This is a genomic window from Mycoplasmoides fastidiosum (genome assembly GCF_024498275.1).
Taxonomy (GTDB): domain Bacteria; phylum Bacillota_I; class Bacilli_A; order Mycoplasmatales; family Mycoplasmoidaceae; genus Mycoplasma_N; species Mycoplasma_N fastidiosum.
The window spans coordinates 1,195,502-1,221,951 of sequence record NZ_CP101809.1; the positions used below are offsets into that span (position 1 = coordinate 1,195,502).

Annotated in this window: 24 protein-coding genes and 1 pseudogene; 15 read left to right on the forward strand and 10 right to left on the reverse strand. The window is 28.7% G+C overall.

The annotated features are described in order from the left end of the window. From NPA10_RS04265 to NPA10_RS04275, 3 genes and pseudogenes are all read left to right on the forward strand, one after another. Entirely contained in the window at positions 1 to 792 is a 792-nt protein-coding gene (locus NPA10_RS04265) for an alpha/beta fold hydrolase (RefSeq protein WP_256547470.1), read from the forward strand. After that, positions 785 to 1,390: a peptide deformylase gene (gene def / locus NPA10_RS04270; protein ID WP_256547471.1), complete on the forward strand. Its 606-nt coding sequence runs from the start codon at positions 785 to 787 to the stop codon at positions 1,388 to 1,390. The genes NPA10_RS04265 and def overlap by 8 nt, the downstream gene beginning before the upstream one ends. Positions 1,391 to 1,866: 476 nt before the next feature. Next, a pseudogene (locus NPA10_RS04275) lies at positions 1,867 to 3,537 on the forward strand (ribonuclease J); the annotation flags it as partial. 159 nt (positions 3,538 to 3,696) lie between these two features. On the opposite strand, the gene cmk reads toward NPA10_RS04275, so the two are convergent. After that, positions 3,697 to 4,386 (reverse strand): (d)CMP kinase, encoded by a 690-nt coding sequence (gene cmk, locus NPA10_RS04280; protein WP_256547472.1) that lies wholly within the window; start codon positions 4,384 to 4,386, stop codon positions 3,697 to 3,699. A 271-nt stretch (positions 4,387 to 4,657) separates the two neighbouring features. Between cmk and NPA10_RS04285 the strand changes: the two genes are divergently transcribed. After that, positions 4,658 to 5,704, forward strand: a complete 1,047-nt coding sequence (locus NPA10_RS04285; RefSeq protein WP_256547473.1) for a lysylphosphatidylglycerol synthase domain-containing protein — start codon at positions 4,658 to 4,660, stop codon at positions 5,702 to 5,704. On the opposite strand, the gene NPA10_RS04290 is transcribed toward NPA10_RS04285, so the two are convergent. Next, complete coding sequence (locus NPA10_RS04290) at positions 5,687 to 6,319, reverse strand: RNA polymerase sigma factor (RefSeq protein ID WP_256547474.1); 633 nt, start codon at positions 6,317 to 6,319, stop codon at positions 5,687 to 5,689. The genes NPA10_RS04285 and NPA10_RS04290 overlap by 18 nt on opposite strands. Positions 6,320 to 6,731: 412 nt before the next feature. On the opposite strand from NPA10_RS04290, the gene NPA10_RS04295 reads away from it, so the two are divergent. From NPA10_RS04295 to NPA10_RS04310, 4 genes are all read left to right on the forward strand, one after another. Further along, on the forward strand, positions 6,732 to 8,189 hold the full coding sequence (locus NPA10_RS04295) for a BMP family ABC transporter substrate-binding protein (protein ID WP_256547475.1): 1,458 nt from the start codon (positions 6,732 to 6,734) through the stop codon (positions 8,187 to 8,189). A gap of 133 nt (positions 8,190 to 8,322) precedes the next feature. Then, the gene (locus tag NPA10_RS04300) at positions 8,323 to 9,282 is read left to right on the forward strand and encodes an RluA family pseudouridine synthase (protein WP_256547476.1); all 960 of its coding nucleotides are present in this window, start codon (positions 8,323 to 8,325) and stop codon (positions 9,280 to 9,282) included. Continuing rightward, on the forward strand, positions 9,275 to 9,922 hold the full coding sequence (locus tag NPA10_RS04305) for a hypothetical protein (RefSeq protein WP_256547477.1): 648 nt from the start codon (positions 9,275 to 9,277) through the stop codon (positions 9,920 to 9,922). Before NPA10_RS04300 ends, NPA10_RS04305 begins: the two co-directional genes overlap by 8 nt. Next, the gene (locus NPA10_RS04310) at positions 9,915 to 10,724 is read left to right on the forward strand and encodes an HAD-IIB family hydrolase (RefSeq protein ID WP_256547478.1); all 810 of its coding nucleotides are present in this window, start codon (positions 9,915 to 9,917) and stop codon (positions 10,722 to 10,724) included. The genes NPA10_RS04305 and NPA10_RS04310 overlap by 8 nt, the downstream gene beginning before the upstream one ends. Before the next feature lie 35 nt (positions 10,725 to 10,759). Here NPA10_RS04310 and NPA10_RS04315 read toward each other — a convergent pair whose 3' ends face one another. From NPA10_RS04315 to tmk, 4 genes are read right to left on the reverse strand one after another with little or no spacing between them, the layout of a single operon-like run. After that, on the reverse strand, positions 10,760 to 11,569 hold the full coding sequence (locus tag NPA10_RS04315; protein ID WP_256547479.1) for a TatD family hydrolase: 810 nt from the start codon (positions 11,567 to 11,569) through the stop codon (positions 10,760 to 10,762). A gap of 4 nt (positions 11,570 to 11,573) precedes the next feature. After that, the gene (gene mnmE / locus NPA10_RS04320) at positions 11,574 to 12,929 is read right to left on the reverse strand and encodes a tRNA uridine-5-carboxymethylaminomethyl(34) synthesis GTPase MnmE (RefSeq protein ID WP_256547480.1); all 1,356 of its coding nucleotides are present in this window, start codon (positions 12,927 to 12,929) and stop codon (positions 11,574 to 11,576) included. After that, positions 12,922 to 13,782, reverse strand: coding sequence for a DNA polymerase III subunit delta' (locus tag NPA10_RS04325; RefSeq protein ID WP_256547481.1), 861 nt, complete (start codon positions 13,780 to 13,782; stop codon positions 12,922 to 12,924). Before NPA10_RS04325 ends, mnmE begins: the two co-directional genes overlap by 8 nt. A gap of 1 nt (position 13,783) precedes the next feature. Beyond that, the gene (tmk, locus tag NPA10_RS04330; protein WP_256547482.1) at positions 13,784 to 14,521 is read right to left on the reverse strand and encodes a dTMP kinase; all 738 of its coding nucleotides are present in this window, start codon (positions 14,519 to 14,521) and stop codon (positions 13,784 to 13,786) included. Positions 14,522 to 14,634: 113 nt separating this feature from the next. Between tmk and NPA10_RS04335 the strand changes: the two genes are divergently transcribed. From NPA10_RS04335 to NPA10_RS04360, 6 genes are all read left to right on the forward strand, one after another. Continuing rightward, complete coding sequence (locus tag NPA10_RS04335; RefSeq protein WP_256547483.1) at positions 14,635 to 16,422, forward strand: P80 family lipoprotein; 1,788 nt, start codon at positions 14,635 to 14,637, stop codon at positions 16,420 to 16,422. 446 nt (positions 16,423 to 16,868) lie between these two features. Continuing rightward, complete coding sequence (locus NPA10_RS04340; RefSeq protein WP_256547484.1) at positions 16,869 to 18,674, forward strand: P80 family lipoprotein; 1,806 nt, start codon at positions 16,869 to 16,871, stop codon at positions 18,672 to 18,674. 306 nt (positions 18,675 to 18,980) lie between these two features. After that, positions 18,981 to 20,732 (forward strand): ABC transporter ATP-binding protein, encoded by a 1,752-nt coding sequence (locus NPA10_RS04345; RefSeq protein WP_465223500.1) that lies wholly within the window; start codon positions 18,981 to 18,983, stop codon positions 20,730 to 20,732. A 2-nt stretch (positions 20,733 to 20,734) separates the two neighbouring features. Then, entirely contained in the window at positions 20,735 to 21,784 is a 1,050-nt protein-coding gene (locus NPA10_RS04350) for a carbohydrate ABC transporter permease (RefSeq protein ID WP_256547486.1), read from the forward strand. Between the two features lie 76 nt (positions 21,785 to 21,860). Further along, positions 21,861 to 22,721, forward strand: a complete 861-nt coding sequence (locus tag NPA10_RS04355) for a carbohydrate ABC transporter permease (protein ID WP_256547487.1) — start codon at positions 21,861 to 21,863, stop codon at positions 22,719 to 22,721. 6 nt (positions 22,722 to 22,727) lie between these two features. Further along, on the forward strand, positions 22,728 to 22,976 hold the full coding sequence (locus tag NPA10_RS04360) for a hypothetical protein (RefSeq protein WP_256547488.1): 249 nt from the start codon (positions 22,728 to 22,730) through the stop codon (positions 22,974 to 22,976). 95 nt (positions 22,977 to 23,071) lie between these two features. On the opposite strand, the gene rsmA is transcribed toward NPA10_RS04360, so the two are convergent. The 4 genes from rsmA to rpmH are packed head-to-tail and all read right to left on the reverse strand — an operon-like array spanning position 23,072 to position 25,645. After that, complete coding sequence (gene rsmA / locus NPA10_RS04365) at positions 23,072 to 23,893, reverse strand: 16S rRNA (adenine(1518)-N(6)/adenine(1519)-N(6))-dimethyltransferase RsmA (RefSeq protein WP_256547489.1); 822 nt, start codon at positions 23,891 to 23,893, stop codon at positions 23,072 to 23,074. Between the two features lie 10 nt (positions 23,894 to 23,903). Continuing rightward, positions 23,904 to 25,097, reverse strand: coding sequence for a membrane protein insertase YidC (gene yidC, locus NPA10_RS04370; protein ID WP_256547490.1), 1,194 nt, complete (start codon positions 25,095 to 25,097; stop codon positions 23,904 to 23,906). A 3-nt stretch (positions 25,098 to 25,100) separates the two neighbouring features. Next, the gene (gene rnpA / locus NPA10_RS04415) at positions 25,101 to 25,457 is read right to left on the reverse strand and encodes a ribonuclease P protein component (RefSeq protein ID WP_416388923.1); all 357 of its coding nucleotides are present in this window, start codon (positions 25,455 to 25,457) and stop codon (positions 25,101 to 25,103) included. A 41-nt stretch (positions 25,458 to 25,498) separates the two neighbouring features. After that, the gene (rpmH, locus tag NPA10_RS04375) at positions 25,499 to 25,645 is read right to left on the reverse strand and encodes a 50S ribosomal protein L34 (RefSeq protein ID WP_256547491.1); all 147 of its coding nucleotides are present in this window, start codon (positions 25,643 to 25,645) and stop codon (positions 25,499 to 25,501) included. A 312-nt stretch (positions 25,646 to 25,957) separates the two neighbouring features. Here rpmH and NPA10_RS04380 point away from each other — a divergent pair, with 312 nt between their 5' ends. Then, positions 25,958 to 26,176, forward strand: a complete 219-nt coding sequence (locus NPA10_RS04380) for a hypothetical protein (protein ID WP_256547492.1) — start codon at positions 25,958 to 25,960, stop codon at positions 26,174 to 26,176. The last annotated feature ends 274 nt before the right edge of the window (positions 26,177 to 26,450 follow it).

Here is a 26,450-nt window from a genome sequence, read left to right on the forward strand (position 1 = left end):
TTGGCGAATTTTGACTTCCATTTTAAAAATAATCAAAAACCAGAAAATCCCATTTTGTTTATTCATGGATTTTGATCAAGTTATAAAGCAGCCTTTGGACTGTTAAATTTGATCACTGATAATGATTTTTATGGCTTAAATTTACCCGGTCATGGTTCGCCAATTCGGACTCGTCCGTTAGATTTTGAACAGCTTATTGAAGCAACTATTGAATTTATTCAATTCCAAAACTTAAAAAATATTAGTATAATTGCTCACTCTATGGGTGGGGGTGTTGCTGCTGTTGTTAGTTCTCGTGTACCTAATTTAATTAAAAATGTCACTTTAATCTCTCCACTTGTTCCTGCTGAAAAATTAAAAAATCGTGATTGAGAGGAATATTTTTTTGCTGATACCTTTGAAAAATACCGTTTCTTATACGAGTCTTTATATGCAAAAGGTAAAGAATCAACTAGCAATCCTGCTTTTTTAAGAGGTTTACAAAGACGGTTTGAGATTGAAGGACGTCATAATTCTCATATGCTTGATCTTTATCACTCTTTAAAAAGTGATGCAACTTTTGCCGAAATTTTAGTAGGATATCAAAAAAATTCTCTGCCTTTTTTTGTTATTACTGGAGAAAAAGATCCTATTTGTCCGTCTGATATTTTGCGTGAATTTTTTAATACTTATGTTAAAGATTTACAATTTGTAGAACTAAACAACATTGCTCATGTGGCCATGATTGAAGATCCAGAAACTGTTTACCAACTTTTCATGAAATTTAATAATTCAAACATAAATTATGAATAATCACAAAAAGCTCATTCCTAATAACAATTGGTTAGCGATTGATCCCGCCGATGTTTTACGGGTAAAGTGTAATCCCGTTACATTACCTCTATCCAATGAACACTTAGAATTAATTGCTAAAATGCAAGCTTTCATCGATTCTACTTTTGATGACACTGCAGATCAATTGGGTATTAAAAAGGGAATTGCAATTGCTGCTCCTCAATTAGGTGTTCCAGTACGAATAATGTACATTCATTTTCGGGAATATTTACCTGATCCCCTAAATGAAGCAAATGAACCGATTGAAATTGAACATAAATATTTATTAGCTAATCCAGTTATTGTTTCTGAATCACTTCAAGATTCATATTTATCGACTGGTGAAGGTTGTTTAAGCGTAGAAACCAAATATGAAGGTTATGTTTATCGAAAGAAAAAAATTATTGTCAAAGCTTTTAATTTATTTACCAATCAAGATGAACAGTATGCAATGGATAATTTCTTAAGCATTTGTTTTCAACACGAATTTGATCATTTAAATGGTGTTCTTTATTATGATCGCATTTCCAAAACCGAACCGTTTAAAGTAAAAGAAGGAGCATTTAGAATCGAATAAAAATTATGAATAAAAAAGAATTTGAATCAAATCACTTAAAATCTAAAAACAAAAAAACCACTAACGAAAATTTCAATAATGAAGTTAATAAATCTAATGACATTTCATTAACTTCTAATCATGAGAAAAAACCAAATTTTCATAATCATAATTCCCGAAAAAAAAGTTTTAAAACTCCTCAAATAAATTCAAAGCATCCAAATAATCCCAACAAAAAAAATTTATTTAAACCAGAAGAAAAAAAAGAAGTTTCTAGTCAACCTAAACTTGGAACTTCTAAAAGATTTGTTCAAGTTTTAAAACCCCAATTAAAAGCTAAAAGCCCAAATTTATTTACCAAAAATGCTGATCATAACCAAACTTTTGAACGGGATTTTTTAGGAAAAAATAATTTAGTTGAAACTTCTCGAATTCCTCGGATGAAAGTGGGCGGATTAGAATATTTAAATAATCAACGATCAGAGAGACAAAAACACATTTTTAAAGAACCAAATAAAATTCCAACTAAAATTTTTGCTTTAGGTGGGATTGAAGAAATTGGCAAAAATATGTATTGTATTGAGCATGATGATGAAATCATCATTGTTGATTGCGGCATTAAATTTGCAAACAAAAAAGAATTACCAGGAATTTCTGGAATTATTCCCTCTTTTTCATATTTAAAAGAAAATGAAGCCAAAGTTAAAGCTTTAGTCATTACCCATGGTCACGAAGATCACATTGGTGGTGTACCCTATTTACTGAAAAAAATTAATATTCCTGTTGTATATGCTCCAGTTATTGCTTTGGAATTAATTAAACGTAAAGTATCTGAACACAAAAAAGCCGTTTTAAATAAAGCAGAAGTTTTTTCTGATCTATCTGTTTTTCAAACCAAACACTTTACAATTGATTTTTACCGCGTAAACCATTCCATTCCTGATTCATTTGGTGTAGCAATAACAACTCCTAATGGCAACATTGCTTCGTCTGGGGACTTTCGGTTTGATTTTGGGAACAACGCTGATAAAACTGATATTTCTAAAATCTCTAAAATTGCTTTGCGGAACATTGATGTTTTATTGTGTGAATCAACCAATGCCGAAAATGAAGGATTTAATGAGAGTGAGGACAATGTTTTATTAGAACTAAATAATTTAATTAGCTCTTGTTCAGGGAGAATCATTATTACTTCGTTTGCTTCTAATTTAGGTCGAGTTGAAGAAATTATTCGGATTGCAATTAAACGAAATCGTAAATTAGTTATTGTGGGTCGTTCAATGGTTGGTAATGTAACTGTTTCACGAAAAATTGGTTATCTAAGATTTGATGATAAATTCATGATTCAAGCTCGTGATATTGATCAGTATCCCGATAAAGAAATCATGATTATTTGTACCGGATCTCAAGGTGAAGATACTGCTGCTTTAAACACAATTGCTAAAGGACGTCATGCTTGAATTAGTTTAAAACCAACCGATACAGTTATTTTATCTTCAAATGCTATTCCTGGTAATTTTGTTAGTGTTGATGAATTAATGAATCGTTTAAGCAAATCTGGTTGTCGTCTGTACTATAATTCAGCAAATTTAAAAATTCATTCTTCTGGTCATGGGGCAAAAATGGAACAACAACTATTAATTAGTCTAATGAATCCTAAATATCTTGTGCCCATCCATGGTGAATATAAAATGCTGCGGGCTTTACAAAAAAGCGCATCTGAATTAGGCATTCCTAAAGAAAATGTGTTCATTATCAGTAATGGCCAAGTTTTATATTTACTAAACGGAGTTGTATCTCATTCCAACAATGAAGCTGTTGATGCTTCTGAAGTTTATATTGATGGTAATGATGCTACTTTAGAAGGTAATAAAATTATTAAAGATCGTTTTGAATTAAGTGAAAATGGTGTAATTTATTGTCAAGTTTATGTTGACTTGAAAAAACGAAAAGTTTTATCCATTTCTCCTCTAGCGACTGCAGGATCATTTTATGCTTTTGATTCAATGGATTTATTTAAGCGTATTGTTTATCATATTCATACCGATTTAAAAACTTACTTTGATGATCCGACCAAAAAAGTGCAATTAAAAGATTTAAAAAGAATAGTAGAATCCAAAGTATCTGCTTTAATCTGACGAGCTAAAAATAAAAAAACCGTTATCGCTATTAACATTGAAACTATTGATGAAGATAAATTATTTGATAAACCAATTCAGTTAAAAAAAGCACAAACCAAAAACTTGTCTTCTGAGACTCCTCCCGAACAAATTCAATAAAAAAACCAAACAAAATTGTTTGGTTTTTTTATTGAGTAGTTTGATTTTTTAATTATTTGGATAAGAAGTTTTTAGTTTTTCAAGAAAAATGCCAACTATTTTTAACACAACTTCTTCTAGATCTAAATTATCAGTTAATATTTCAATCGCATCTTCAGCCTTTAATAAAGGGGCTAATTCGCGGTTACGATCTTTTTCATCACGCATTGAAATTTCGTATTTAATTTCGTCTAATGATTGGTTGTTAAGTTTCCCCATTCTCTTTAATTCACTAAATCGACGTTGAGCACGCACATCAACAGAAGCAGTTAAGAAAATTTTTAAAAATGCATTTGGTAAAACAACTGTGCCAATATCTCGGCCTTCCATAACAACCTGTTGGTTATTTGCAATTTGTCGCTCTAAATCCAAAATAAAATTACGGATGTTCAGATTTTGTGATAATTCTGAGCTTAGTTTTGCAATTTCTGAATTAGATAAAAAATCATTAATCAATTTTTTTTGATAATAAATTTGATTATCTACTGACGCAAAATTTTGTTGCTTTCTTAATTCTTCTATCATTTGTTCGATCGTGATTTGGGGATTAGCTAATTTTTTTTGTTGAAAAACATAAGCTAGACCTCTGAATAAAAACCCAGTATTCACATATAAAAAATCTAGGGCATTAGCTACTTTTTGGGCTGTAGCGCTTTTACCTACTCCAGATGGTCCATCAATCGCAATTTGAAATTTCATAGAAGTTTAATTCGAATAATAAATATTTAATATTATACTTAAAACTAAATTGATTATAGAATTAATCAAAAATTTATGAGAAATTACAGCGTGACATTGAAATTTTTTTAGTTAATTTGCAATAAAATAATTAAATTTTCATGATTAAAAATCCAATCAATAATTCCAATACCCACTTAAATTCACCAACTTTTTTGATAAGAAAAAGATTATTGGAATTGTACTTTGAACCATTTTATTATTTGGATTAATTGTTATTGTAATTAAATTTGTGCTTGATATTGACTTTCATAATTTATTACAAACGATTAGTAATTTAGATGATACTAATCGTTTTTTAATCTTGGCGATTGTTTTATCAATCATTAATTTTTTTATTGTTTTTCTAGTTCGTATTTTGAATTATTCCATCAAATTAAGAAAAGTTGTTCATGAAAAAATTTCTTATTTTGATTGAATTAAGCACAGTTTTGTTGGAGTCTTCATGCAAATGATTACTCCTTTTTCCATCGGTTCTGAACCTTATTTTGTTTGATGACTTTCACGCAAAGGGGTATCGCGCCAAAAAATTGGCACAATTATTGGTACTAATTTGTTAGCTTGATCAGCAATGCAAACAATTATTACTTGACCATCATTTATTGCCTATTCAGTTGATAATTCAGCAGCAATTGTAAGTGGGCAAGTTACCTACATTTATTACATTGTGATGTTTGGTTTATTAATCGATATCACCATGTTAGCTCTAATTTTTGGTATTAATTATTCCCGACGTATACATGTGGCAATTTCTTCAACAATTCATTTTTTTAGAAAAATTTTGAAAATGAAATATATTACTCGTGAAGAGATTGTTGAAAAATATAAAAATAATGCTTCTTATAAAATTGCTTTTCGTAAAGAAATTTTAGAATGAGACACTCTAATTTTGGTTTTTAATAATTTTGTGGCAACAATGTTGTTGTATGTTATTTTTGTTTTATTCTATTATGGTTTTAATCCCTTTTCAGGTGCTTTAATCCCATGAAACACAATGTTTAACATTATTAACATCGGTACAACTGCTAATAATTTTGTGCCTATTCCTAATGTAGAAGGAACATTACAATTTACATTAAATGGACTAGTTTCTTTTTCAGAAATTATTAATAATGCCGATTTAAATAACCAAATTGCAAATAGCATTTTTGCTTGAAGATTTTTTACCAATTATTTAATTTTTGCTGTAAGTTTAATCTTTATTGTTTTTTTAGGTTCTTATTTCTTTACCAAAAAAACCATTAAATATCGCAGAAAAAAATTAAATCGTTCGTTCTAATTCTTTAAGAGTAGAGTATTTTTTACGCACAATTTTCTTGATATACTGAAAGCTAGAACGCACAAAATCTGGAGGTACATTATTTTGTTTGGCAATTTCTTTATGTGAAAAACCTTGTAATTTACCTTCGATAATTTTTAAGTAAATTGGGTTTAAATTAACTAACATTTTTTTAATTGTATTAATTTTTTGCACATTAATTAAGTGATTGCTTTCTTCATAAGCTGGAGTAACAAAATTACTTTGATCTTTTTCTAAGTGTTTATACTGGCTAGCTGTTTTCCAATGAGTAATTAACTTAAATTCTGCAATTGTATAAAACCGAATTAATTCAAAAAAATAATTTCTAAAAGAATTAATGCTTGTATTTTCTTGTCAGCGAAATTGCTTTAACGCATATGCAAATGCTAAATACACATAACTTAAAACTTCGCGATGATTATAAGCATTAATAAACGCATCATATCGATTAGTATTGATATGATGCAACGCATAATATGAACCCAAAATAAAAAGCTTTTTTAATTCTTTCTTACAAAGACCAATTTGTTTTTCTTCAATCATGTTGGATAACATCTCATCATGATTCATTTCATAGTTTTTCATGTAATTCATTATTAGTTCCTCTGCTTCAAATTCATTTTTCTAGTTCTAATCTTAAATTCGTTTTTCGCGTATTTTGTAATTAAAAAAGACCATTTTTTAGAAATTAACCAAAAAGTGGTAATTTTTTTCAAAATGGTCTTTTTTAATGTAAGAAATATTAATTTACTTAGTAAATATCCCGATAAATACTGATTATTTTGGGATCTTTTAGTTCTTAATAACAAATAAAAAATGCTGATTTTTGGATAAAAATCAGCATTTAATAAAATTCAATATAAGTTTATAATTTAATAAAGTTAAATCTTATGATTTTAACTGAAGTTTTTTATTCATTTTTACTCGACAGACTTATTCTAACGTGAGAAAAATGATCTGATAACGTCATAAAAATTAAAATAACATACGAATGAAAAAATATTTTTTGAAGAGAAAAATTGTACCAACTTTAATGGTCCTTACTACTTCTTCTGCTTTATTTTTAGCAGCTTGCGGAACTACAAGACCAAAAAATCCTGTCACTCTGAATGATAGTCTTCGAACTACTGATTTAACAAGAGAGAGTCGAATTGGTGTTTTTAGTGCTAGGGGTGAATATGACGATAATTCTGTTACCCAATCTACACTAACCGGTGTATTGCACTTAAGTGAACAGATGAAAAATATTACTCCATCAGTTCGTGAACCTTACTTTGTTAAGCTAAATGATCCTAAATATAAAACTCCATCAGAAGGTTATGCTGATGCTCTACAACGTAATGTCAATTTATGGTTCTTAGTTGGCCGTGAGCAATTTGAAGGTGTTAAGGAGTTCTACGAAGCCAATAAAATTCAAATGGATCGAAGAAGAACTGTTTTTGTCGCAGTTGATTTCCAACTTCCTGAAGATTTTGCTAAAGGTAATTCCATTTCTTATAATTTTGATGTTGTAGACAGTGCATACGTTGTTGGTTATGCTACTGCTAAATATATTGCTACTTCTTTTAATAATCGTGAAGAACGAGGCATTAGTACTTTTGGTTCAGCAAGTGTCCCAAGTGTAACCCAGTATAACCGTGGTTTTTTAGATGGTGTTTTGGCTTATAATTTTTTAGCCGATTATAAAAACCGTGTACAAATTACCACCGACCAAATTAATTTATCTTCATCAGATATCAACAGTAAAAGATTAACCGATACTGTTGAACAAGTGTTAAATAAAACAACTCGAGCTACTTTGCCTGTAGCTGGTAATCCTGGGATTGAATCAACCATTCGTTACTATCGCAAAAATGCTGATTTTGCTTACGTTGTGGGAATTGATGTTGACCAATCATTGGTTTATCCAACTCAGTCGTATCGTTTCATTAGTTCTATTACTAAGAACTATGCTCAAGCAGCATATGATATCGCTGCTGATTTATATTCTCAGACCACTACAACCATTAAGGGGTTTGAATATGGTAACAAAAGTTTAACTATCACTTTACCTAAAGAAAAATATTCTGGTTACACTAGTTCAACCGTAAGTAATGCTGATGTTGTAGAACAATACTTTAAAGAGGGTCAAGAAATTTTAGATGGTTTAAGCGAATTTGATCGCGGTACTGTTCTTGGTTTTACTACTCCTTTTAATCGGAATCCCGAAGCAGCATTAAATCGTAAAATTAGTTTTATCAACAGAAACTTTAATGACCCTGATGCAATTCAAAGAAGTAGTCATAAACTTTATGTTATTGGTTTAAGAGAATGGCAGCAAGAAGCTGATAATAAAGAAAAAATGGCAAATGAAGCTGCAGCTGGAACAACTGCTGCTCCAAACAATCAAAATCAAGTGCTTAATGCTCCTGCAACAACTCCAACCACACCTGCTCCAACAACTAGTAGCCAACAAGCAAATTAAATTGTAATTTTTACTTAAAATAATTAAAATTTGTTCTTAATTTTTTAAGGGCAAATTTTTTTATTGTTAGTTAGAATTACTCTAAAAAATTTAACAAGAATAACTCAAATTTTATTTTGATAAAATTCAAACTATGATTTTAAAAATTATTCACTTTAACAATTCCGAAAAAAACAAAATTCGTTTAGATAAATATTTAACTGATCAACTCGGATGAACAAAAACTAAAGTGCAAAATTGAATTAAAAATAATCAAATAATTGTTAATGATAAAATAATTTCGAAACCTGGATTTATTTTAGATCAACTAGAATATCGCATTCAAATTAATCAATCAGAAACAATCCCAATTATTGAAACAAACCAGAGAGAGATTAGTAATCAACCAATTTTTTCCCAGATTAAAATTGTTTATGAGGATGATGCCATCATAATTATTGATAAGCCATCTGGATTACTCTCTCATCCTACAAGCAAAAATGAGAACGATACTTTAACTGATTTTTTAGCTTTTTATTTTAGCCAAAATCCACAAGCAGTTGATCTGTTACGTAATGGTTTGGTTCATCGACTTGATAAAGAAACTTCAGGTTTAATGATTGTGGCTAAAACAGAAACAGCTTTAAAACAAATCTTGTTAGATTTTGAAAAAAAAGTTGTAATTAAAAAGTATTGTGCTATTGTTCAAGGGAAGTTGCCTCATAAGCATTTAAAAATTAACTTACCAATTGGACGATCCAATGATGGGACTTTAAAAATGCGTGTGAATGCTCAAAAAGATTTAAAAGATGCGATTACAGAAGTAAATGAACTCGAGCAATTACATAATCATACTTTAGTAGAATGTAATTTATTAACTGGACGAACCCATCAAATTCGAGTTCATCTAGCTCACATTAATAATCCGGTTTTAAATGATTATCTTTATGGTCATAAAATTCCTGGCGATTTATTTGGACAATATTTGCATGCCAGTTACTTAGAGTTTGATCATCCGGTTACTAAAAAAAGAATTAGTTTTAAAAGTCAGTGACCTCAAGAATTTGATACCAAATATCACCAATTGCGATTTAAGGATTTAAAAAATGAATAATAAAAAGAATGAATACGCTTTATATTTAGGCCCATTAAAAAACGATGTTATTTTAGCTTTAGTAACAATAACACCAAAATCAATTTCACTTAAATCACAAAAATTCCCTCAAAACCAAATTAGCGAATCACTATTGAATAACGTTCGCCAATTTTTGACTCAAAACAATTTAAGTAAAAATGACATTAATGCAATTTATGTTAACAACGGTCCATCTCGTTTTAATAGTGATCGATTAATTACTTTAACCGCTAAAACTTTAGCTTGTTTTGGTCGAGTTCCTCTTTATGCAATGGGTAATTTGGAATTACATTTATTAGCCGCTAATGCTCGAGCAATTACAATTGATGTTGATCAGGATAATGCTTTTTTAGCATATAAAGAAAATGGTCAAGTTAAACAATTTTATTTAGCAAAAGATAAAATCAGCCGATTGTTGGAAACTAGTCGTATTAATCCTATTAAAATTCCTTGAATGACCATTGAAGAACATCAGGATATCTTATTAAGAACCATTCAGTCATTCAAATTAATCGAAGATCCAGCCACTTTAGGTGCTAATTATGTAAAACCACCACTTAAAAATGATCCTAAAATGCACATTGATTCATCAAAGGTAGATAGTTTAAAAAATGAATAGTCAGAAAACTTTAGTAGTTTGTGATATTGATGGCACCATTTTAAATAACAATCACAAACTAACTCAAACTACAATTGATGGTTTGACTAAACTGAGATCCCAGTACTCTAACTTAATCTTATGTTTAGTAACCGGAAGAAACTGGGAAGAAACTCAAGAAATTTATCAGCAACTTAATTTAGACACTGTTGCTGTTTGTTGTAATTCTTGTCAAATTGTCAAACCAAATGATCCAACTTTTAGTCCTCGTTATTTTACGTTTGATAAGAGTTTTCTTCAATCAATTTTTAATGATCAAGTTTTTGTTGATCAAATGGAATGAACAGTTGTAACAACGGTAGAAAAAACTTATAATTTGCACTCCTCTCAAGAGATTAATGATTTTTTAATAAATTACTATAACTCTTGTCATCATGAAGTTGCATACATTCGAACTAAATTTAAAAATCGTAGTTTAGTTAATTATTTGTTTTCTCACATCAAAAACATTGCAACCACTTTATTAATTCAGTGTTGGGAGTATGAGAATAGTGATGTTTTCTTTATGGAAATTGGTGTCCCTTATGCAACTAAAAAATTAGGGGTTGAATTTTTATCAAGTTATTACAATGTTGATTACCAAAATATCTATATTTTTGGTGACAACATTAATGACTTAACCATGTTGAAAATGCCTTGTAATACTTATGCATTATCGAATGGTGTTACTCAAGCTAAAATTTATGCTAAAAAAATTACTGATAAATCTAATTCTGAAGATGGAGTAATTCACGAATTATTCAAGGTTTTTCCAGTTAAATAAGATAAAAAAACCGACTGAATTAACAGTCGGTTTTTTTATCTTAAATTTTCTTTATTGAGTTTGAAAATTTCTAATGTATTGGCAAAAATTTGTTCAGCACAAACTGTTAGATCAAGTGATTTAAGTTCAGCAATTTTTTTCAAAGTTTCTAATGAGTATTGTGGATAATTAGTTTTCCCCCGATACGGCATAGGAGCCAATCATGGAGCATCGGTTTCGATTAACAATTTATTTAGCGAAATTTGTTTCACTGCTTCTTGAATGTCAATTGCTTTTTTAAAGGTCAAAACTCCTGGAATAGAAAGAAATCATTTATTTGTTAAACTCAAATATTGCTGTGCTATCTCATAATTTTGAGTAAAGCAATGGATAATGCCATAATGTTGATTTTGTTGAAGTTCTACTAGCATTTCAGCGTGAGCATCACGCACATGCAATATTAATGGCAAATCATATTTTTTAGCTAACGCAGAATGAATTCGCAATCATTTTTCTTGAACTTGTTTTTGTGTTGTGTATTCTTCAGCACTAAAATGAAAAAAATCAAATCCAGTTTCCCCAATTGCAATAATTTTATTTTTATTTTTATTTTTTAATAAATTTTCAAAAACAGCAATTATTTCTGATTCATTATCCAGTTTGTGTACTTCAGTTGGATGAATTCCAATTGTACAAAATAACATTTCAGATTTAGTTGCTAATTCCACCGCAGCTAAACTAGACTCTAGATCAATGCCAACAATATTGGCGTAACAATTTTGTCTTTTCAATTCAGTGATAATTTGATCAAATTGATCTTTTAAAGGCTCTAGATTAAGATGACAGTGGGTATCAAAAAATTTCATAATTTTATTTTCCTAAACAAAAGTTGGCAAAAATTTTATTGATAATATCACTATCAGGTTCATTAGTAATACTTAACAAAGTATCATAACTTGAACGAAGATTTTCAACAACTAAATCAATTGGAGTTTTTTCAAGCAATTCTTTGTGACCTGTTTCTAATTCTGATAAAGCTAAAGCAAGTTTAGCAATTGCATCATCATTGCATAAACCAAAAACTTGTGTGGAATCAATGGAATTAGAATTTAAAACAGCCTCAATTTTTTCATATAAATCTTTTAAATCTTTTTCTTTTGAACTAATATAAATTTGTTCTGGATCTAATTGCTCTTTAATTAAATCTTTTTTGGAAAAAACCTTAATTACTTTTTTGTCTTGAAGTTTTTTACTAATTCGTTGGTTCTCAGGATGATTCGGATCTGTGCCATCAATTAAATGCAAAACTAGATCAGCATCACTAATTTCTTTGTAGGTTCGATCGATTCCCAATTGTTCTAAAACATCGTCAGTTTCATTAATTCCCGCAGTATCAACAAAACTTACAAGTCTTCCTTGAAAATAATGTTCTACTTCAACACTATCACGGGTCGTTCCCATAATGTCTGAAACAATTACTCGATCAGTTTGTAAAATGGCATTCATTAATGAAGATTTACCTGCATTGGCCCGACCAACAATTGCAATTCGATAGTTTCCTATTTTTTTGGATTGAGAAATTTTACATAACTTTTGTAATTCAGTTATTGTTTCTTTTAACTTAGGTTCAATTTTATTTCGTAAATTTGTTTCGTCATCCGCGTGATTATTATCTGTTTCTGGATAATCAATATTAATTTCACATTCCGCAATAATTCGAAATAAATCTTCACTAATTTTTTTTATTTCTGATGAAACTCGTCCATCTAAATTAGCCATAGCTGTATGAATTTCATGTTGTGATTTCGCTTCAACCAAAGCCATAATTGAAGTGGCGTTATTTAAATCTAGCTTATCAGATAAAAATGCACGCTTAGTAAACTCCCCAGGTTCAGCTAAACGTGCACCATTTTTAACTAATAATTCTAAGATTAACTGAACAATCAACATATTGCCATGACAGTTAATTTCTACAATATCTTCACCCGTAAATGATAATGGAGCAACAAATTTAATCAATAGAACTTGATCAATCATTTGATTGTAACCATCTTTAATTCTAGTTAACTGGATATCTTTTTTACCTGTTTTAACAACTTCTTCAGTTGTAATCTTGCTAACAATCTCATAAGACCTTGAACCAGAAACCCGAATAATATGAAGAGTGCCTTTACCAACTGGAGTTGCCAATGCTGCGATTGTTGGGAGTAAGTGTAAATTATTCATAAGTGTTCTTAATAAGTAGATTTAATAAATAAATATAAGCAATGCGAGGATTAGAATAATGAAAATTTGCTTTAAATTTTAGCAATTGATCAATTAGAAAAATTTCTTTAGATTTGTTTTCATTACGCAATAAATAAATGAGATAATCCAGAAATAGTTGCATTTCAGTATTATCTAATTTTTGAAAAAAATTTTTAATTTCATCAAAAAAGTTTTCTAGTTTTTTGGCTTGATAATTTGCAAAAAAGTTTTGGGTAAATTCAAAAATTTTTTTGTTTCTGTTAATCTGATCTAAATAATTGATTTCAGCTCGATCATAATTAGCATAAATTAATGCTTTCATTGATTCGCTAAGTGTTCGATCTTGAAATGGATTGGTTAAATTCAAATTAAAATAAATACATCGGCTTTTAATTGTATTTAAAATATTCTGATAATTATTGGTGAATAAAATAACATAAGTATTTAATCCTGGCTCTTCAATTAATTTTAAAAGTGAATTACTAATTTTTTCATTTAATTTTTCTGCATTAAAAATTGTAATTAAACGAATGTGATTTTTATTATTTAAACTGTATCTCATTCCTTCAAAAATACTTTCAAAATCTTTTTTTAAATAAGTATTTTTTTCAATATCTTTAACAGGAAAATAATCAGAATAAGTATTATTAATAAATGCTTTTCCAAATTCTTCACGCTGTTGATTGGTTAATTTTTTATTTAAATTAAGGGTTAATTGAAAAAAATCTTGAACAATCAAATCCGCATCAGAATTACTATTTAAATTAATAATAATGGAATGAGGTAATTGGTTTAGAGTTTTAATTTCGGTTGCTCATTTTGCAAAGATCATATTATTGGGTTAATCCAAATTTTTCGATATGGTTAATGATTTCATCAACAATATTATCAATCGGTTTACTTCCATCGATAAAAATAACTTTTCGTTTTTTATTATCCTTCAATTGATAAATCTTTTGATAATTAGTTTTTAATTTTTCAAAATTAATTTTATCTAAGTGATTAAATTCTTGTGTTTGTTTCCGATCTAAAACTCTTTGGTTTCAAGTATCAAAATCAATTTCAAAATAAAATGTTAAATCAATTTTTAAATCCTTTAAAACTAATTGATTAATTTGATTTACTAATTCATAACCTAAATCAGTTAATAATCCTTGATAAACAAAAGAAGAATCTACAAATCTGTCAGTAATAACAATTTTTTTATTTTGTAAATTAGGCAAAATTAATTTTGTTACATTTTCATTTCGAGAAGCAGCAAACAAAAAAGCTTCAGTTAATTCATTCAATCTTTTTTGATTGGGAGGATTCAAAATTATTTCCCGAATTGCTAATGCAGTTTCTGAACCACCTCCTGGTTCAAAACTAGTAACTACCCCTTCATAACCTAACCAGGATTTATCTAATTCAAATTTTTTTTGCAACTGTTTTTCCACTTTTTTTAAAATGGTTGACTTGCCACAAAAATCTCCACCTTCAAAAACGATAAAAACGCCTTTTTTGCGTGTTTTTTGCTTTGATTTTTCTTGATTAGATATCGTAAAATTGTCTTCTAAAATTTTTGATTTCAAAATTTTTTCCTTTATAAAAATTCTTATTTAGCAGCGATGGTTTTGATAGGTTTTGAGTATTTATAAATTATAATTTCAATTATTCAAGTTTATAAAAAATTCAAGGCATTAATATGTTTTCTAAATTAAAAAGAAAAAAATCAATCTTTTTATTTACAACTAGTTTATCAATGTTAGGTTCACTAGTTTTAGCAGCTTGTGGGGGTAATAACAGTTTTCAAAATTTACAAGAATTAAAATTTCATTTACCTTTTCAAAAAGATAGTCTTAATCACAAAACTTTATTAGAAATTTCTGATAAATATAAAAAATTTCTTGCAGAAAATCCTGAAGAAAAAAAACAAGCAGGTTACATGCCTGTTGATTTTTATGTTACAGGAAAAGGATTAACATATTCTGAAGTTTTAAATCAAATTAGTGGAGACTTCACTACAGGAAATTATACTAATATTCCTCAAATTACTTTTGGATATGAATCATTGCTAAGAGAATTAGGGAAATTTAATCGAGAATTAAATTTATCCAACAAAAACTCTGCTACTGAACCAGGATTATCATTGGATAATTATTACAAAACATTTTCTAATTTTACTGAAATTCAAGATATTCCTCAATCTGATACCCAATTCTATGCAGCACCTATTAGTTCTCGAAGTAATATCACCATTCTTTCACGGCCAGTTTTACACTACTTCTTCGATAGTTTAATTAAAGATACATCAGCAGGAATTACCATCGATTCTAAAGATGAAGAATGATTTAGAACAGAATTAGGTGTTGAAAAAACATCTACAACTTCATTAACTGCAACAACTGGTACCCAAAAGAAAAAATATACTGTAAATGCTGAAAAACTAAACAAAATTAAAGAAATTTGGGGTAATCCAAAAAACGTAGCAAACAATTTTCCTAAAGGCACCGATGGTAAAGGTTATATTTTGTCAAAAGCCAAAATGCAAAATTATAACGATTTCTTTGATTTAAGTCTTAAATTAGCTAAAACATTCAATGAAAAAAGTGGAGCAGTAGGTGGTCCTCGAGTTACTGGGTTTAATACTGCTAATTCTGTGCTTCAAGAATATGCCTTCAATGATTTAGATACTGATATGAATAAATTTTTATGGCACAGAGCAAGTGATAATAAAAATTATGAATATCCCTTCTTTAATCCTCAAAATGAACAATATAAATCATTGGAAAAAGCTTTTCAAAAAGTAAAAGAAATTTCTAGTGGTAATGCTTTATGAATTCCATCAAATAATGATCGATATTCAAGTGTTAGTTTTTCTAATTTGAAAATGGCTTTTTCTTTAGCATCTGCAGCTGGTTATACATATTATTTTGGAAAAGAAAAACGTAACGATGGTATTGATGAAGTTGATCTATTAGCTTTACCACAAATTAATAAAAATACCGAAACTCAAGCAAAAGGATTTACTCAAGTTGATGGGCCAAAATTAGTACCAGTTAGAACTGGTGTTGAGCAAGTTGATAAAGCAACTAAATTATTTATTCAATGGATGTCTACAACCGAATCTGAATATTCAGTTCCACAACTTCAATCTAATGGCGAAATTAAAAACACCAGTCAAACTTTAAGTCATATTGATTATTATGCTCTAGTTAATTCTTATTTGCCAACAACTAAGAAATTTTGAGAACGCACTAATAAGGAAGAGTTCATTAGAGTTAATCCATTTTTAACTGCTTCTTTTGAAAGTGCATCTGATTCTGGTAATCAAAATGTAAGTTTTCAACCAGCTGTTACTCATTACACTAATGCAATTGTACAAGCATTTAATAGCGGTTTCCAAACTTCTGAAGGTTTTAAAAACTGAGATTTTAAACAATTTATTTCAAGTGTAAGAGATAACCCAGGTTTGGCTGGTCTTAAAAAATAAATTTAATTTATATCTTTAAAAATTAAAGAAAAGACTTCTAAAGTCTTTTCTTTTTTTATTGTTATATCAGCAATAAATTTATTTATAAAATTAGCATTTATACTTGAATTTATCATTTAATTCTATGTTGAAAACTTTTTTACGAATATTATTTTAAAAAATGTTTTTTTTGTTATTATTAAGTAGTTTAATTATTGTTTTACGTTTGTTTTGAGTTAAACCTAAAATGAACCCCCGCATCAATTTTCGAATTATATATTCGTAAATTTTGTAAAAAGCAACACACGCCAAACTAGTTTTGGAATGTGTTGCTTTTTTGTTTTTATTGATGCTAAAACCCAATAAATTAAATTTTAATAATCTACTTTAATATAAAAAATCTTCTTAATTAAAAAATGAAATTGTTTAACAAGAAAAGTTTAATTTTAACTTCTGTTTTAGCTAGCTTGTCTAGCCTTATTTTAGCTGCATGTGGTGGTGGCGTATCAAGAAATCAAGATGAAATTGTTCTTGGTTTACCTTGGGATGAATCAGATCGACGAGTTGCTAACTTGCAAAGACACCTTGATAACTATAAAGCTGAATTGGATAAAAATCCTGAAATGAAAGCTCAAGGTTATTTACCTGTAAGAATCACAACTACCCCAGGAAGTTATGGAGTATTTACTCGAACTCTTAGCAGCAATTTAAATGTTGGCAACGAATCTGCAATTCCTAACTTAACTCTAAATTATCCTGCCTTAGTTTCTGTTTTAGCTCAACGCGGACGACAATTAGACTTTAATGTTGAAACAACTCCTGTAATTGGAAAAAAAGTAACTTTTCAAGAAAACAATCAACAAAAAAGTGTTGATATGGTTTCTGACAAATTCGACACAAATTTAATTTCTAGTGAATTTCTAAAAATTAACAGTGAAATTCGTGGAGTTGAAACTGACAAAAACAACGTTTATTTATTACCTGTAGGTGTTAGTTCAGAAATTCTTTATTTAAGTAAACCAGTTCTTAATTACTTGTTAAATGAAGCATTAAAAAATGGTGCAAGCACAACAAGTGGTGGCAATAATGGGATGCAAATGAACCAAAGTGATGCTGCTTGATTTAAATCTGAATTTGGTGTTGAAAAAAGTACTTCTACTACAGTTTCAACCCAAGCTGCATCAACTGAAACTGCTGCTTATACTAATCCTTATCTAAATGAAGTAAAAAATATTTATGGTGAATTTACTGCTGGAACTAACAATCCATTTTCAAATTACACTCTAAAAAAAGAAGTATTTGCTAATTTTGATGATCTAATGGATTTAATGGATCGACTAGCTAAAGCTTTTCCATTAAAACAATCCACTGATAAATCCAAACCAACTCGTCGATTAATTTCTTTAGATTCTGTTGAATCATATTTGTATAGTTATTCCTTCAACAAATTAAACCACGACTATTCTAAATATTTATGAAACAAACCACAAGGTGCTCCAATTACCGATGAATATAATTTCCCATTATTCAAACAAGGTACTGAACAATACAACGCACTTAAAACAGCATATGATAAATTACAATCTATTTCTGCTAATGGTGGTTATGATTATTCAGAAACTCCAAACGACAACACCGATTTACATTTTGTTAATTTAAGAGTTGCTGTAAGTATGAGTTCTAACTCTCGTTGAACAAGAAAAACTTCAAACGACAGTGAAGCTGTAACCAAAAAATTATTAACTGGTAAAGATGTTTTAGCAGTAGCTCAACCATTAAAAAATACTGCTAGTGAAAACACTAAATTTTCTTACATTTTACAAGGTGGTAATTTAGTTGGAGTTGATGGTAAATCTGAAAAACAAAATCGAGCAACTCGTTTGTTTGCAAAATGATTCTTTGAACATGCCCAAACTTTAAACAAAGAAAATAAAACATATAATGTATCACCATCAATTACTTATGGTTTAGATTCTTCTTATGTTCCTTCAGTAAAAAGTTTTTATGAAAATAGCAATAATAAAGAATTATTAACAAATCCTGCTGTTAAAAGTGCATTTGATTTATTCAAATCTGCTTCTACTGATAGCAAATATGTTTCATATACTGATCCTGCTAGTGAAGCAGTAGACACATTACGCACTGCATTAAAAAGTAATTTATTGACACTTTTAAGATCCCATAATGGTGCTTTGCCAAATTTTGAAGAATATTTAAAAGCTGTTGGTTCTGAAGGTAATTTGGTTAGTGTTGTAGAAAAGGCTAAATCTTAAATTAATAAGAATAGAGCAAAAAGTTTATTTTTAATTTAAAATAAATTGCTATTTAGAAATAATTTTTTAATTCGAATTTAAAAAATAAAATTCTTCAAGAATTTTAAAATTCAAAAAATTAAGGAAATCATGAATTTTTTATTAGAAATCTTGGAGTCGGAATTCGAGAATTAGCACAAAAATTGCAATCACTTATTTCTGAGCGAATACTAGAAAATTTTGATTACGAACTGAAAAATGTTTGGCCAAAATTGCTAATTTCTCAGTAAAAGAGATTGATAGTTTTGAAGAAAAAATTTAAATTCAATCAATAAAGTTAAAAAATATTCTTCAGACCGATATGAAGAAAGAAAAAAAACTGCTGCGATTGAAGTTAAAAACTTAACTATTGATTTTGGCCAAACATTGGCCATTGATGATGTCAATTTTCAAATTGATAAAGGTGAACTTGTCTGCCTTTTAGGCCCAAGTGGCTCGGGTAAGACGACATGTTTAAATACAATTGCTGGGCTTTTAAAACCGACATCAGGAAAAATTTATTTTGAAAGTCTTGATGTGACCCAATTATCGCCCCAAGATCGAAAGCTTGGTTTTGTATTCCAAAACTATGCTTTATATCCTCACATGACTGTTTATGCCAATATTGCTTTCCCATTGCAAAATGACATTAACTGAAAATTACAAGTGGCTCGTCGCACTTACAAAGCAAAAACTAAATTATTAGAAATGTTTTGTAATCACTTTTGTATCGATAAAGAAGCAATTGCCGAATTAAGGCAATTGCTTTATAAAGTCACAGATGTGAAAGAAGAAGTAAACAATTACTTATTCAGTTTAGAAACTAAATATAACGATTATGTTTTTGAAAATAAAAACTTATTAGAAAGTTTAGTAATTCAAAAACTAGGTGTTATTAAGAATCTTAATGAATCTTATTTAAAACTAAATAAGACCGAGCGTTTAAACTTTGATTATAAAAATAAGCACCGTAAAATTCTGAAAGAATACAATCAGAAAATTAAAGATATTCGTAATGAATTAATTGTTAATCGAAAAGCAAGATTAAAATCTGGACTTTTATCAAAAATTGAAAAAACCCGATTAGATTTATATAACTTTTCTAAAGATACCGAATTAAATTTTGAAACCTATTTCAATTTATTACTTGATAAATGTTGATCAAATGTAAGTAATAAAAAATTAAATAATTTTTTGTTTCAAAAAATCAAGTTAGAACGATTAATTACCCATTTACCTTCTGATCAACAAGGAACTGCCAAAGAACTTTTCGATAATATCTTAACTATTGCTGAAGCAATTAATTTAGAGGTTATGGAAGTATCAAATCGAGTTGAAATTACTAAAAATTTGAAAAAACGACCAACTCAGTTATCTGGCGGACAACAACAACGTGTGGCAATTGCTCGGGCAATTGTGAAAAAACCAAAAATTTTATTGATGGATGAACCCCTTTCTAATTTGGATGCCAAATTAAGAATTAAGACCCGAAAATGAATTCGTGACATTCAACAAGAACTAAACATTACAACAGTTTTTGTGACTCACGATCAAGAAGAAGCAATGTCTATTTCAGACAAAATTATTTGCATGTCTTTCGCTAAAGTTCAACAAATTGGTTCGCCTTTGGAACTTTATAACCAACCAAAAAATGTTTTTGTGGCAAAATTTTTAGGAGTTCCTGAAATTTTCATTGATAAGGGGAATATTACAAATGGTGAATTAACTTATCATAGTGCCAATTTTGGTAAACTGATGCAAACCAATATTCGAGATGGTTCAGTTTTATTTGGAATTCGACCTAATGACTTTGTTGAAGTGACCAATTCTAATCAAGCCGCTAAACTAACTGGAAAAATTGCTAGTGTTGAACTCTTAGGTAAAGAAACATTAGCAGAAGTAGTTTTAGATAACCAACAAAGAATTAATGTTTTATTAGATTCTCAAAAAGAGTATAAACATGATCAAGACATTCGTTTAGATTTTTCAATCAAGAATGTTCATCTATTCGATCCAGAAACTGAAGAGAGAATTAATTAATAATGAAGACTAAATTTGCTCATATTAAGCTTAATATTAATTACTACTGGATTTCACTTAAACTTCTGGTTTCAAATCGTTATAACAAAATTTTTAAAAAAGAAATTGGTTTAGGGATTTTAGACCAAAGACATCCTATGCTAGAAACCTTTCTTCTAGTTGGACCTTCGATTTTAGCCATTTTGTTATTTACTATCATTCCTTTTATTTTTACAATTCAGTTTTCATTAGTGGAAGCTGGATCATCCTTCCGTATTGATGAGCGAAGCATCGGTTTTGCCAACTTTCGTAATTTAGTTAACAACGAAGGCTTTTGAGTTGGTGCCCGAAATACCATTGTTTATTCTGCGCTTTCGGTTCCAATTTCCTTAGTGATTTCAATTTTGATTTCTTCAGCAATTGTTCACTTGGTTCGTAAATTTGCTAAGGAAAGTTTTTTATCAATTTTCTTTATGCCTTATATTACTAGTTCAGTTGCGGTTGCAGTTAGTTTTTATTACATGTTTAGTAATAACGGAATTATTAACAGCATCTTAGGAACTGATGTTCGTTGATTGTCTGATGTTAGCGATAAAAACTGAACATCATTTGCAACAATTCTAATTTATGGTGTCTGAAGTAATTTAGCTTTTCAAATTTTAATTTTGACAACCGCAATGTTGGGTGTTGATAAAACAATTTATAAATCTGCTTCGATTGATGGCACATCTAAATTAAAACAATTTTTTAAAATTACTTTACCTTCAATTAACCGCAGTTTAACTTTTTTAATTACGATTGGAATTATTGGAGCAATTAAAGTCTTTCCATTAGCGTTGTTTAATAATGACCCTTCAGTTGCAAATACTGTTAGTGGATCAACTATTATGTTGTGAATCTATTATTACACCATTAACAATAACAATGAATTTTCTGGTGCAGCATCGATTATTTTGTTTGCAATCGGAATTGCTACTTCACTTATTTTGAATCTTTCATTCCGTGGAGTAATTAAAGGATTTTCAAAATGGAGCGATCACCGTGTCAACATGAAGATTAATCGTCTGAGATAAATTTCGACATTTTTTATTTTATCGAACCCGATCTCCGGAACAGAATTTCTATAAACAAAAGTCCATTATTGGAGTTTTGTTAGGCTTCATTTTTAAAGTTTTTGTTTTAGTGTTCTTTAGTTTGGTAATTTTATTTCCGTTCTATTTCATGATTAATACTGCGCTATTAACTAATGAACAATCAATTAACGGAACATTTTATGCTGTACCGCCTCAAGCTAACTGAGATAGTTTTGTCAGTGCATTTAATGGTGGTTATTGACAAGCATTGGCTTATACGATTTTAATCACTGCTGTTTCTGTTGGTGCCCGAGTCTTTTTTTCCATGACTGCTGGTTATGCTTTTTCACTAAAGCGTTGACGTTTTAAAAATGCAACTTGACTTTTCATGTTGTTAACTTTAATGTTGCCAGAAGTTGCTTTATTATTAGGTCAATATAAAATTATTATTGACTTAAAATGAAACCGCAATGGTTTTTTAATTATCTCCATGTTTTTACCCTTTGTTGCTTCAACTTTTTCTGCATTCATGTTCCGCAATGCCTTTGCAGCTATTCCCGATCGAACCAAAGAAGCAGCCATGATTGATGGAGTAGGAAGTTTAAAATTCTTCTGAAAAGTAGCCATTCCAATGGCGAAAGCAACTGTTTTAACTGTAGTTATTCTAACTGCTTTTGCTTCTTGAAACTCTTTCACTTGACCACAATTATTATTAAATAGTAACCAAAGTGGTAGTCAACGATTCGATGTTTTATCAACTTGATTATTCTTAACTGGTCGGGATAACAGTGGAATTGATGATAATCCAATTATCTATAACAATATCCGAATGGCTGGAGCAATTCTAGTTATTATCCCAATGTTTATCGCTTACATTTTATTCCGTAAAGTAATGATGCGTGCAATTTCTCGTCAAGGATCAGCAATTAAAGGATAGATGAAAATGAAAAACGATTTAGAAAATAAATTATCAGTTGTTGATAACGTGAATGAAGAAAAAATAAATTACAAGAAAATTTATTTTCGTGAAAAAATGAATTCAATTAAAAAATGAATTCACAATCCTCATATTTGAGAAAAAACAATTAGTAATTTAAAAAATTATTCTTTTGTGATTATTAGTTTTTTAATCGGCGTGATTGTTGTGGCTATTACCATCTGAGGTATTGTTGGTGTTATAGCAGCCAACTAATTCATTTCTTTATAATTTAATAAAAATAAAAACTCTGAAACGGTTAATAGTTTCAGAGTTTTTATTTTTTGATAATGTTTGAATTAGATTGAAAATTACTTTTTAATTTTTTGATATTGCTGAAACAGATTTTGATATTCTTCCAGACTAATCATATCTGGTCTTGTATTAAAGTCTAAACCTACTTTAGTAAGAAAAGTTTCAGTTGCTTGCTTAGAATCAAATAAAGCAATTAAATTATTGGTAATCTTTTTGCGTTTCATTTTAAAACAATTTAATAAAAATTGGGAAAATTCAGCTTGATTAATGATTTGATTTGGACGTTTTTTAATTTTAAAAACAACTGAATTAATTTCGGGTTGAGGAAAGAAATTGGTTTTATTAACAACTAATAATTCTTCTAACTCACAAAAAGTTTGAATATAAACCGAAAATGATGAATAATTTTTTTGATTAACTTTAGCATTTAAACGTTCAAAATATTCTTTTTGAACCATAAAAATAGCTTCATCTAGAAAAGAGGTTGCTAAAAATTTTTTAATGATCTTTGTACTAATTGAATAAGGAATATTACCAAATAAAAGAATTTGATCAGACAATAAAAAATGCTCTTTAATTGGAAATACTAAAAAATCATCGTTAATAAATTTAATATTTTTATCTAAACTAAATTTCTTAGTTAAATGCTCGAATAATCTTTTATCTAATTCAATTCCTAAATAATTTTTATTTTGTAAATTAAGATGTTGAGTAATAGAGCCTAACCCTGGACCAATTTCAATTAAATTAGTCAAATGACTAACATTAACAAACGTAGCTATTTTTTGAGAAATAGCTACGTTTGTTAAAAAGTTTTGACCTAATTTTTTAGAAGGTCTTAAATTTAGTTTTTTAAGAGTGCGTTGGTCTTGATTCACGTTAATAATTTTATTGAATTAATCGGCTTGGATCAATACTACTTTTAATTCCCAATCGTGATAAATAATCATCGATTGTTACACCTTGACGGCGTTTTTTCATAATGATGTGATGAATAATTAAAGTTTGACTAATTGTAATTCAAGCACTAAAGAAATAATAAACACCAATTCCTGAAGATAAGATAACAGTAAAGAATAAAAACATAACTGTCATGATAGTTTGAATTCTTTGGTTCTTATCTCCACTTTTTTTTCCTTCAGTCGTTATGGTTGATGCTTTTCGATTTCTTTTTTTAGATAAATAAACTGGTAATCGTTGGCTAAAAAATTGCGTTGGCAAAACAAAAAGTAATAAGAAAATATAAACCCATCCACCTTCACCAAAATGTTGAAAAATAGAATAAAAAGGCACAGCCCCTAAGTCTCAAATTCCAAACAAGATGGTTGCTTTAATTGGACGTAGCATACTAAATAAACGTCAAATAATTAAAAAAATCGGAAGATCAACAAATGTTTTTTCAAATGCGCCTAACGGATTAATTCCGTGTTTTTTGTTGTATTCAGAAATCTCTTGATTCTTTCGCATTTTTGCTTGTTTATCGTCACGTTCAACTTTAGCGTATTTGGCGTTAATTTCTGCTAAAGCTCCTTGGTGTTCTAATTGCTTTTCTGTTAAAAAAGAAGCTTTTAAAGAAGGTCAGAAACCCAAAGCACGCATTAAAATCAAAATGATTAACATGGTGAATAAAGTTGAAAATCCACCATACGAAATTGCTCTAAAAGCATATGAAATATGAAGAGTGATTCAAGCAAAGGGATAAACAAATCAAGACAAAAACGGACCATAAGTTATTGTATATTCACTAAAAACCCAATAGTCACCAGTTCCTGCTGCAGCTAAATCAAATCTTCAATCTCCAGTAGTTCCTGAATTAAAACCAAATTCTAAACCCTGACCCACTGATGGAATTGTAATAACATATGGTTGCCCAAATTGTTGAAAACAGCCTCATAAAGTAATAATAAAAACGAAAGAATAAACAATAAATTTAGTCCATTTAATAATTAATCTTCGGGTTTTATTTCTTTCTTTAGGATCTTTAAAACTTTTTTTAGTTTCTCAGAAAGGTTTAATAATTTTTTCAGATCTTATTGTTTGAGATTGGGAAAAATGATAAATATGATGTGATGATAAATACATTTTCTATCTCTTTATTGTTTTTATGAAATTAAAAAGGATTTTATTAATTTCTTTTTTTAGATTTTTATAATCCGGTTTTATTTCGGCAAATTCTTTTTTAAAATATAAGACACAATTATAAGTTGGTAATTCGTCAAAACTTTTAAATTGATAAATACAATTATCAGTTACTCGGCGATAATAGTTTCTTATAACAGCTTTTTTAAAAAATTTTTTGGGAATGATATAACCAAATCTAATATTTTGATTTTCAGTTTTTAAAAAATATAAAACAAAATTTTGACTATAAATTTTTTGATTTTTAGATTTAAGAGTTGTTTGAAAATCTTTCTTTTTTAAAATGCGATATTTTCGTTCCATTACAATTAAAACGATTTAGGAAAAGTTGATTCTAATGGATTTTATTTTTCATCTGAAACTGTTAGTTTATAACGACCTTTTGCGCGGCGTCGTTTTAAAACAGCACGACCAGATGCGGTTTTCATTTTGGATAAAAATCCGTGAGTTTTTGCACGTTTTCGCTTATTTGGTTGGTAAGTACGTTTCATATTTTTTCCTTAATTGTTGTTTATTTTTTAAAATAAAATTCATTTGTTTGCCAAAAGGCAAAATATCTGTTATTAAATTAAAAACCTGATCAGATATCTTTAATTCAATATAATTAACCCATTAATCCCTTTTAAATTTGAAATAATTTTCATTTTCTCTTGAAAAATAATCAATTTTTAGCATTAATTTGAAAAATTAATACCCCTTTTAATTGAAGGGTTAACTATCGAATTTACATTATACATGGTTATTTTTATTTAAAATTAAGATTTATTGAAATCTTGGAGAAGATTATTTAATCAACTATGACTATGAATAAAAATAAAAAAATTTGAGATCAAATTTTAAATTTGATAAGAGATGATATTAGCAATGAAATTCATTTTGAGAATTTTGGTAACTGCCGAATTTTACTATCAAATAATAATGATTTAATAATCAGTGGAACCAAAATTAATATCGAACTTTTACAAGATGATTATTTATCTAAACTTCAAGAAAGTGCAAATCAAATTTTAGAAAAAAGGTAACAATTAAATTTAGAGAAGCAACTGAAGAAGAAATTGCTGAAAAAGATAAATTTGATGTTGAAATTAAGCAAGAATCAACTTTTAAACAAAAGGAAGATCAATTAAAAGTTTTTGAAGAACCTAAACTCAAAACTCCCGAAGAAATAAAAAAAGAGAGAAGAAGTCAATCTCGATTAGCCAAAAAATTAATTGAATCAGTTGAATATTCAGTTGATGAAGATAATTTTAGAGGTTATGGTGATTTAGTTATTTATGATGGAAATAGTTTTGCAAT